Origin of the sequence: Lactobacillus sp. UBA5813 (assembly GCF_002417895.1) — a bacterium.
GTDB lineage: Bacteria > Bacillota > Bacilli > Lactobacillales > Lactobacillaceae > Lactobacillus > Lactobacillus amylolyticus.
In genome coordinates, this window is record NZ_DICZ01000017.1 from 137333 (window position 1) to 146762 (window position 9430).

Annotated in this window: 6 protein-coding genes, 4 tRNA genes, 1 riboswitch and 1 other annotated feature; of the genes, 1 reads left to right on the forward strand and 9 read right to left on the reverse strand. The window is 38.3% G+C overall.

The window, feature by feature from the left end; translation table 11 throughout:
- Positions 1–47: 47 nt before the first annotated feature.
- Together B2008_RS03745 and leuS are read right to left on the reverse strand one after the other, a co-directional pair.
- Positions 48–1697 carry a putative polysaccharide biosynthesis protein gene (locus B2008_RS03745; protein ID WP_281829583.1) on the reverse strand — a complete coding sequence of 550 codons (1650 nt, stop codon included), beginning with the start codon at positions 1695–1697 and terminating at the stop codon, positions 48–50.
- A gap of 99 nt (positions 1698–1796) precedes the next feature.
- Entirely contained in the window at positions 1797–4211 is a 2415-nt protein-coding gene (gene leuS / locus B2008_RS03750) for a leucine--tRNA ligase (RefSeq protein WP_281829581.1), read from the reverse strand.
- Positions 4212–4249: 38 nt separating this feature from the next.
- Positions 4250–4432, reverse strand: a binding site (T-box leader).
- Positions 4433–4502: 70 nt separating this feature from the next.
- Between leuS and B2008_RS03755 the strand changes: the two genes are divergently transcribed.
- A complete protein-coding gene (locus B2008_RS03755; RefSeq protein WP_281829580.1) occupies positions 4503–5171 on the forward strand; it encodes a phosphatase PAP2 family protein in 669 nt (222 codons plus the stop codon).
- Between the two features lie 39 nt (positions 5172–5210).
- Here B2008_RS03755 and B2008_RS03760 read toward each other — a convergent pair whose 3' ends face one another.
- The 7 genes from B2008_RS03760 to B2008_RS03790 all read right to left on the reverse strand — a co-directional run bounded on the left by B2008_RS03760 (position 5211) and on the right by B2008_RS03790 (position 9407).
- Complete coding sequence (locus B2008_RS03760; protein ID WP_281829578.1) at positions 5211–6677, reverse strand: MDR family MFS transporter; 1467 nt, start codon at positions 6675–6677, stop codon at positions 5211–5213.
- Between the two features lie 22 nt (positions 6678–6699).
- Complete coding sequence (gene metK / locus B2008_RS03765) at positions 6700–7899, reverse strand: methionine adenosyltransferase (protein ID WP_281829577.1); 1200 nt, start codon at positions 7897–7899, stop codon at positions 6700–6702.
- Positions 7897–7983, reverse strand: a riboswitch (SMK box riboswitch). (Overlaps the previous gene by 3 nt.)
- A gap of 64 nt (positions 7984–8047) precedes the next feature.
- Positions 8048–8120 (reverse strand) — tRNA-Val (locus B2008_RS03770).
- 5 nt (positions 8121–8125) lie between these two features.
- Positions 8126–8197: transfer RNA gene (locus B2008_RS03775), tRNA-Glu, on the reverse strand.
- Between the two features lie 59 nt (positions 8198–8256).
- Positions 8257–9135, reverse strand: coding sequence for a metal ABC transporter solute-binding protein, Zn/Mn family (locus B2008_RS03780; protein WP_281829575.1), 879 nt, complete (start codon positions 9133–9135; stop codon positions 8257–8259).
- A gap of 89 nt (positions 9136–9224) precedes the next feature.
- Positions 9225–9297, reverse strand: a tRNA-Val gene (locus tag B2008_RS03785).
- 19 nt (positions 9298–9316) lie between these two features.
- Positions 9317–9407, reverse strand: a tRNA-Ser gene (locus B2008_RS03790).
- Positions 9408–9430: the final 23 nt, after the last annotated feature.

Genomic DNA, 9430 nt, shown 5'->3' on the forward strand with positions numbered 1-9430 from the left:
TTTGACCATCCAAAAAACACGTCACTTAAACTTAGTGACGTGTTTTTCTATTTAGCCAAATGCAGTTTTCTTAATAATCTGGTAGCCTTGTTGCCCAAGATTTTTTCAAGCAAGCCCGTCTTCAAAGTCAGATAGCCATAGACTGCGACTCCCCCAAGAACAGCTAGAACAACCAAAGCCAAAGCTGGGAAACGACGTTCAGGTGTTAATACTTTTCCGACAAAGGTAACAATCAGCTTAACGACAGCAAACATTATAATTGAGAAAACAGTAATTCCCGTCAATCGCCGTCCAGTACGGCCGATATTGAAATCAGAACTCACTTCCAGATGCTTAATCGCTAAGAAGATAATTACCAGCATCCCAATATTGGTAGAAACCAGTGGTCCGTATATCTTAAATAGGTAAATCATTGGATACTGCAATAGTATCTTTAAAATTAAACCTAAAACCAGATATTTAATTGCAAGTGCATTTTCTGAAAGTCCCTGCAAAATAGCCATCAAAACGGTGAAAAGTCCCAAACTGATTGCAGTGAAGGCTGACAAGTAAAGAACACTAGAGCCTAATGGATCATAACTGTAAAACACAGTATAAATTGGCGTTGCTATACCAGCCATACCGAATGATGCTGGAATCATGACAAATAAGAATAAATCAAGCGTATTGCCAATTTGTTTTGAAATACTCTTAAAATCTCCTTGAGTATGTGCAGCGGATAAAAGCGGAATTGCTGTTACCGCCATTGCACTTGCCAAAGAAACAATGATCATGATCAATTTATTGGCATTAAGTGAAAATAGCGCATACCAACCTTCAATAGTGTCAGAACTTGCACTTACCAAACCGGCAATCATTGGGTGGAATGAATATTGATCAACCAGATTGAACAGCTGAATTCCTGCATCAATAATAATGAATGGGATGGCCTGTTCAATGATTTCAGCAAATAAGCCAGCCGTTGAAACCTTGATCGCATTATTAGAATTTTCAACTAAATCATTCAACTTATTTCTTCTAGATAATAAGAACCAAACCAGAATCCCAATCCCAAAAATGGCACCGATGGCAGCTGCTAAATTTGATTGAATAACCGCATGAACATAAGAACCATGCTGCATTTGCATAATTGCATATGCCGTTAAAAGCATCCAAATAATTCTAGCTAATTGTTCAACAAACTGCGACAGAGCCGATGGCATCATATCGGCATAACCTTGAAAGTAACCACGCATGATGCTCAGAATCGGAATAATCAAAATGGCATATGATAAACTGCGCATCACTGCGACTTGTCTTGGATCACTTGCACTGCCGTTTGATGCTAAAAGCGGTGCGGCAAAATACATGATTGCAGCTGAAATGACCCCCAAAATTGCCATCAAAATTAGACCTTTGCGGAATAATTTTCGACCAATCCCATACTCATTCAAGGCATTATATTTAGCTACTTGTTTGGCAATTGCACCGGGAATTCCCGCTGTAGAAATTAGAATAAAAATACTGTAAATATTATAACTTCTAGCAGTCAGCGCGTTCGCAATATTTCCATAGTCTCCCATCCAGGCATACCAAGGAATAATATAAAGCGCACCTAAAATTCTTGAAGCAATTGAACCAAATGTCATCCAAGCAGAACCTTTAATAAAGGTTTCCTGCGTATTTTTTTCTTTTAGATTTGTTTCATTTTCTTCCATTTAATTCAAAATTTCCTAAAGCTCAATCTAACTAATCTATTCTGCTAGTCTCTAAAAGAAGATACAACAATATTTTTTCTTTTTTAGGAAAAATTAAACTTATTTGGCAACGATATTAACAATCTTATTAGGAATAACAATAACCTTTTTAACGTCTTTTCCTTCTAAGAACTTTTCAACGTGTGGAATTGCTAAAGCTTGTTTTTGCAATTCATCTTTAGCAGTATCCTTTGCAGCTTTAAACTTACCGCGAAGCTTACCGTTAACTTGAACCATAATTTCAACTGTTGATTCAACCAACTTGTCTGGATCGTAAGTTGGCCATTTAGCATAAGTAATTGATTCATCGTGACCAAAGACGGACCAAATTTCTTCCATCATGTGTGGTGCAACTGGGGCAAGCAATTTAACGAAGCCTTCAGCATATTCACGTGGAATCGTTTTGGCCTTTTGTGCAGCATTAGCAAAGACCATCATTTGAGAAATAGCTGTATTGAAGTGAAGAGCGTCAAAGTCTTCAGTAACTTTCTTAACGGTTTCGTTATATACCTTGTCCAGCTCACCGTCATTTTCATCAACAATTTTTTCTTGTGGAATTGCCTTCAAGTCAAGATCGTTAACCATTAAGCGCCATACACGGTCTAAGAACTTCTTAGTTGAAGCTGGGCCATTGTCATCCCAATCAATTGAAGCATCAAGTGGACCCATGAACATTTCGTACATTCTAAGTGAGTCAGCACCATATTCATCAATAACATCATCAGGGTTAACAACGTTTCCTTTAGACTTAGACATCTTTTCATGATTCTTCAAGATCAAGCCTTGATTGTATAAACGTTGGAATGGTTCTTTGGTTGGAACAACACCCAAGTCATAAAGAACCTTGTGCCAGAATCTAGCGTAAAGAAGGTGACGAACGGCATGTTCTGCACCACCAATGTAAAGATCAACTGGAAGCCATTGTTTCAAGAGATCGTAGTTAGCCAATTCTTTGTCATTATGTGGATCAACATAACGAAGGTAATACCATGATGAACCAGCCCAGTTTGGCATAGTGTTGGTTTCACGTTTGCCCTTGCGACCATTTTTATCAACGACGTTTACCCAATCAGTTAAGTTGGCAAGTGGTGATTCTGGCGTACCAGATGGCTTAATGTTAGTTGCATGTGGCAAACGAAGTGGAAGCTCATCTTCTGGAACAAGTGAAGTAGTACCATCTTCCCAGTGAATAACTGGAATTGGTTCACCCCAGTAACGTTGACGACTGAAGTCCCAGTCACGAAGCTTGTAGTTAACCTTCTTCTTGCCGCAGTTATGATCTTCGAGCCATTCGATCATGCGCTTCTTAGCTTCTTCAATGTTTAAACCATCTAAGAATTCTGAATTAATGTGCTTGCCATCACCGGTGTAAGCTTCTTTTTCAAGATTGCCACCTTCGATAACTGCATTAATTGGTAAATGGAACTTAGTAGCAAAAGCATAGTCACGATCGTCATGAGCTGGGACGGCCATAACGGCACCCGTACCGTAGCTTGCTAAGACATAATCAGAAATCCAAATTGGAACTTCTTTGCCATTAACTGGGTTGATTGCGTAAGCACCAGTGAAGACCCCAGTTTTATCCTTGTTAAGATCAGTTCTTTCAAGGTCAGACTTAGATTCAATAGATTTAATGTAAGCATCGACAGCTTCTTTTTGTTTAGGAGTAGTGATTTCTTGAACCAAATCGCTTTCTGGTGCCAAAACGGTGTATGAGCAGCCGAATAAGGTATCTGGGCGCGTGGTAAAGACATCAAAAGTCTTGTCACTGTCTTTAACTTTGAAAGTAACTTGAGCACCTTCAGAACGGCCGATCCAGTTTCGTTGCATTTCCTTAACTGGTTCTGGCCAGTCCAAATCGTCCAGATCTTCAAGCAGACGATCAGCATAGGCAGTCATCTTAAGCATCCATTGCTTCATGTTGCGGCGATATACTGGGTAGCCACCACGTTCAGTTTTACCATCGATTACTTCTTCGTTGGCAACTACAGTACCAAGATCTGGTGACCAATTAACTGGTACATCGGCTTCATAAGCAAGACCCTTTTTATACATTTGTTCAAAGGCCCATTGAGTCCACTTGTAATAATTAGGATCACTAGTTGTAATTTCACGACCCCAATCATATGAAAAGCCCAACTTATTAAGCTGCTCTTTGAAAGTAGCAATATTTTCTTTAGTAACTACGGCTGGATCTTCACCAGTCTTTAAAGCGTATTGTTCAGTTGGAAGACCAAATGCATCCCAGCCCATTGGGTGAAGGACATTGTAGCCTTGTGCTCGCTTCATTCTGGCAATAATATCCGTTGCGGTGTAACCTTCTGGGTGACCAACGTGAAGGCCTTTGCCTGATGGGAATGGGAACATATCTAAGGCATAATAATTTTTCTTTTTAGGATCATTAGTAGTTTTGAAAGTACCATGCTTTGCCCAATAATCTTGCCATTTCTTTTCGACAACCTTGTGATTGTACATATTTTCCTCCTAACTAAAAAAGTCCTATGATCAATTAATCATAGGACGAATTATCGCGGTACCACCTAAGTTCCACATATTGTGACACTTAATTGCTCCTTAACGCGGATGGCAAAACGATAGGTTTTTAACTCAGGACAAGTTCATAGGTTAATTTTAAAGCTTCGCAGCAACCAGCTTCTTTCTGAAAAAATTTTTCTATTACTACTTCCTGACCTTTATTTTCTTATGGATAATGATTATAATTTACCACAAATGCTAAAAAATAGAAAGACAAGAGGAGAAGATCTTTTGATTAATACACAAAGACCACCTCGACACACCTTGCTTCCTGCAACAATCTTTACATTGATTTATGCAGCTTGGGCATTGCTAGTTGCTTCTAATTCTGCCTTTATCCAATCTTTTGATAAAGCTGTCATTGGAATTGTATGCAATACGAATGCTGCCAATATCAGTTTTGCAAGGACATTTACCAATTTAGGTAACACAAGCACTATCGTTGTTGAGGCCATCATTTTATTTGTAATTTTAATTGCTTTTAAGCAGTATGCATACGCATGGTTTACTGCTGGAGTAATGATTGCCGCTAATGCTTTTAATTGGATTATAAAGCATATGGTGCAGCGACCACGGCCAACTGTTCGTCACCTGGTTTATGCTGACGGTTATAGTTTTCCATCTGGTCACTCAGTAGGTAGTGCAGCTTTGTTTGGAATTTTGATTGTTCTGACAATTTTAATTATTAAAAATAAATTCTGGAAAACATTGTTAATCATTATTTGGACTTTATTCCCACTAATGATTGGCTACACCAGAATTTTCCTCCACGTTCACTATCCTTCAGATGTAGTCAGCGGATGGCTTGGCGGTATTACCTTCGTTTTGATTGGTTACTCCTTCTTATACCATTTCTATATCGAACCTGAGCTAATTGATCAAAGTCGAAAGAATAAATAATTAAAATAAAAACCTCAAGTTTTGAACTTGAGGTTTTTTCTATGCATTATTTTGTTTAAGTTTATGGTTCTGATAAAACTGATTCATAATCAGGGAAATAACAATAACAATCAGAGAAACAACGTAAACACCCTTTAAACCACTAAACAGCACCTGACGCAATTGAGGTACCAATTTTTGTGGTAAAGATAGAGCTTTTTGGGCTGAAACAATTTTATTCATCATCCCTTGATTCAAATTCGGATGATTTTTCAAATGCTGCGCAATAATTGTATTAAAAGTGATCCCATAAATTGAAACCATCATCGTTTGTCCCAAGTATTTCATCAAAGTGTTAAAACTTGTAGCAACCCCAATTTCATCTTTTCCTACTAAGACCTGCGAACGAACTTGTGATGCTGTTGTAATCGCTCCAAAAGCCGTACCGTTAAATGCGGCCACAATACAAAATACCCAAAATGGAGTATAAATTGGGACCAAAATTAGAACTAGATCGGCTAAGATCAAAATAATCAGCATATAGTCGTAAGTAAGCTTGATGCCCCACTTTGCCAACATCCAACCGATCAAGAATGAACCGACAATCCACATTAGCGAACTTGGCGTTACAGCAAATCCTGCCAGAGAAGCGTTGGTTCCATTAATTCCCTGCATCCAGGTTGGAATATAAAATTCAAAGCCGATAACAACTCCAGAAATTAATAATGCGATCAAGTTAATAATCGTGAATTCTTTGCTTTTTAAGATATTTAACGGCATTATTGGGTCTTGTGCACTTTTTTCAACCTTAAAGAATATTATTACCGAGGAAATAATTAATAGTACTAAGACGATCATTAAAAGCCAATTGTTGCTGGTTCCTAATTCTTGCAAGAAGACCATCAACGAAAGCAAAAAAACAATTAAATAAAACGTACCTTTGAGATCCAGTTTTGATTTTGAGCTATGCTCTGGTTCTTTCAAGAAAAATACGACTAATAGGAAAGCAATAATCCCGATAGGAACATTAATATAGAAAACCCAATGCCAAGATAAATGCTGAACAATAAAGCCGCCTAATAATGGTGCAATAACCGAGGCCACTCCCCAAAAGCCTGAATTTAGTCCCAACATTTTGGCACGTTTTTCTAATTTATATAAATCGGCGATAATCGTAATTGCAACTGGTTGGACGGCACCTGAACCCAGGCCCTGAATTACTCTAAATAGAATCAATTCAACCATATTTTGGGCTAAACCGCATAAAGATGAACCAATGACAAAAAGTGCGATCCCAAACAAAAAAACTGGCTTGCGCCTTATGCTATCTGCCAGTTTTCCGTATAAAGGAATCGAAACTGCTGTCATCAGAAGGAAAATTGCAACCACCCAGTTCATTATTTCCAATCCATCAAGATCAGAAACAATCGTCGGCATTGCTGTTGAAACGATCGTTCCTTCAATTGCAGTCATAAAAGTCGTCATAAAAATTGCAAGCGTGACGATTGACACGTTTGTTTTTTTCATTACTTACTCCCTCTTAGTATTCTTATTTATTACTTTCGATAAAATCAAGCAATTCTTGAGTCTTATCAGTCTTCTCCCATGGCAAATCAATATCCGTTCTACCGAAGTGACCATAAGCAGCTGTTTGTTCATAGATTGGTCGACGCAAGTTTAGCATCTTAATAATGCCAGCTGGACGCAAATCAAATACGTGACGAACAGCTTCGGTTAAAAGTTGATCGTCAACTTTTCCTGTTCCAGCCGTGTCAATCATAATTGATACTGGGTGAGCCACACCAATCGCATAAGCGAGTTGAACTTCACAGCGATATGCAAGGCCAGCAGCAACAATATTTTTAGCAACATAACGTGCCGCATATGAAGCAGAACGGTCAACCTTTGTTGGATCCTTTCCAGAAAAGGCACCACCACCGTGACGAGCGTAACCACCGTAAGTATCAACGATAATCTTACGACCAGTCAAACCTGAGTCACCTTTAGGTCCACCAATAACGAAACGACCTGATGGATTTATCAAGAATTTGGTTTCACTATCCAAATATTTTGCAGGAATAACTTCTTTAATAACCAAATCGATCATTGCACGACGAATTTCATCGTTTGAAACTTCAGCATCTGTTTGAGTTGAAATAACAACTGTATCAACTCTCTTTGGCTTATGATCTTCATCATATTCAACCGTAACTTGTGCTTTTGCATCTGGACGAAGCCAATCTAAAGTATTGTCTTTTCTTAATGCTGCTACTCTTCTCATTAAACGGTGCGCCAATGAAATTGGAAGTGGCATCAATTCAGGTGTTTCTTTAATTGCAAACCCAAACATCAAGCCTTGGTCGCCGGCACCAATTTGATCAAGCTTATCTTTATCGTCCTTATCTTCTCTAGTTTCAAGAGAATGATCAACAGCACCAGCAATATCATGTGACTGCTCATCAATATCAACCAGAACAGCGCAGTTATTACCATCAAAACCTAATTCTGGACGATCATAGCCAATCTTTAAAACGGTTTTACGGACGACGCTCTGAATATCAACATAAGCATTCGTGGAGATTTCTCCAAAGACATAAACCAGACCAGTAGTTACAATTGTCTCACATGCAACGTGTGAATTTGGGTCTTTTGCCAAAAGCGCATCCAATATTGCATCTGAAATTTGATCAGCAACCTTATCAGGGTGCCCTTCAGAAACAGATTCTGAAGTAAATAAACGTTTTTCCATATTAGTCCCCCTATATAGACATATAGCCATTCGGTTACAAGGCATCTTCAAAAAAAGTGAATCCTATCAGGACTTGAACCGATTTGATTAAAAATTCGTTCTTGCTAGGAATAAAAAAAGACTACCATGATCGGTAGTCTTAGAACGATGGAGGATACAGGGCTCGAACCTGTGACCTCCTGCTTGTAAGGCAGATGCTCTCCCAGCTGAGCTAATCCTCCATAAGTGACCCGTACGGGATTTGAACCCATGTTACGGCCGTGAAAGGGCCGTGTCTTAACCACTTGACCAACGGGTCTTAAATCTCATAACCGAGAACATAAACTAGTATACCGGAAATGAGATAAAATGCAAGGGTTATTTGGCAGCTTCTTTTAATTTTTTGTAGTTTTGCATCATCCAGTCACTATAATGCACGCCATTAGGCATTGTTTCTCTAACATTTAATACAGGAATACCATTTTGTTTACATAATTTTACAAAGTTTTCTACCGTTGAACTCGATGCTTGAGTGTTGTTTACAAAGAAAGAAATCTTCTTTTCTTTTATTTCTGTTTGCATCTGATGAACGCTCTTAGCACTAGGATCTGTTTCATTCTCGACGGCTTCTTCGAAATCCTTGTCCCCAATTGTAAAATGGCAATCGTTTAAAGCATAGTCAAAGACTGGTTCACTTACGTAAACTTGTTTTTCTTTTGCCCCACTGATTGTTTTTGCCAAAGCCTTGATCTTATTGATTTTGGCTAAATACTTTTTTGCTCTAGCTTGAAAATAAGATTTATGATCCGGATCAATTTGACCTGCTTTTTTCACTAAATAATTCACGTATTTTTCTGGCATTGCTAAATCATACCAAATATGAGGATTATCACCTGTTTTCAGGTGCATTAGATCCTCTCCAACTTTAGTTAGTTTTAAGTTATTGGATTTTGCTAAATTATTCATCCAATCATCGTAGCCTAAACCGTTAGCAATCAAGATATTTGCCCCTGCTACTTCTTTAGCAGAGTCAACAGTTGCCTCAAAATCATGAGGATCTGTATTTCCGTTACTGATTATTGACTTTACAGTCCCATGTTTACCTATTATTTGTTTTGCAATATCACTGTATATATTTGTCGATGTAACGATATTTACTTTATGTTTTGATGTGCTCTCTTGCGATTTGTTTTGACAGGCAGTTAAAGTTAACAATAATAAAAATAATACGAGAAAAATACCGGTTCTTCTTTTCATATTTCATTCCTTTCTTGTTTAATCGAGTAAATTCTTCTAATAATTAAAACAAAAAAACGGAAGATCTTAAAGACCTTCCGTTCTCAATATGGAGGATACAGGGCTCGAACCTGTGACCTCCTGCTTGTAAGGCAGATGCTCTCCCAGCTGAGCTAATCCTCCATTCTGGGTACAACCCCAACGGAGTCTGAGGGATTTGAACCCTCGATACAGGTATAAACCCGTATACATGATTTCCAATCATGCTCCTTAAGCCACTCGGACAAGACTCCATTAGCTCCGGCTGTCAGACTCG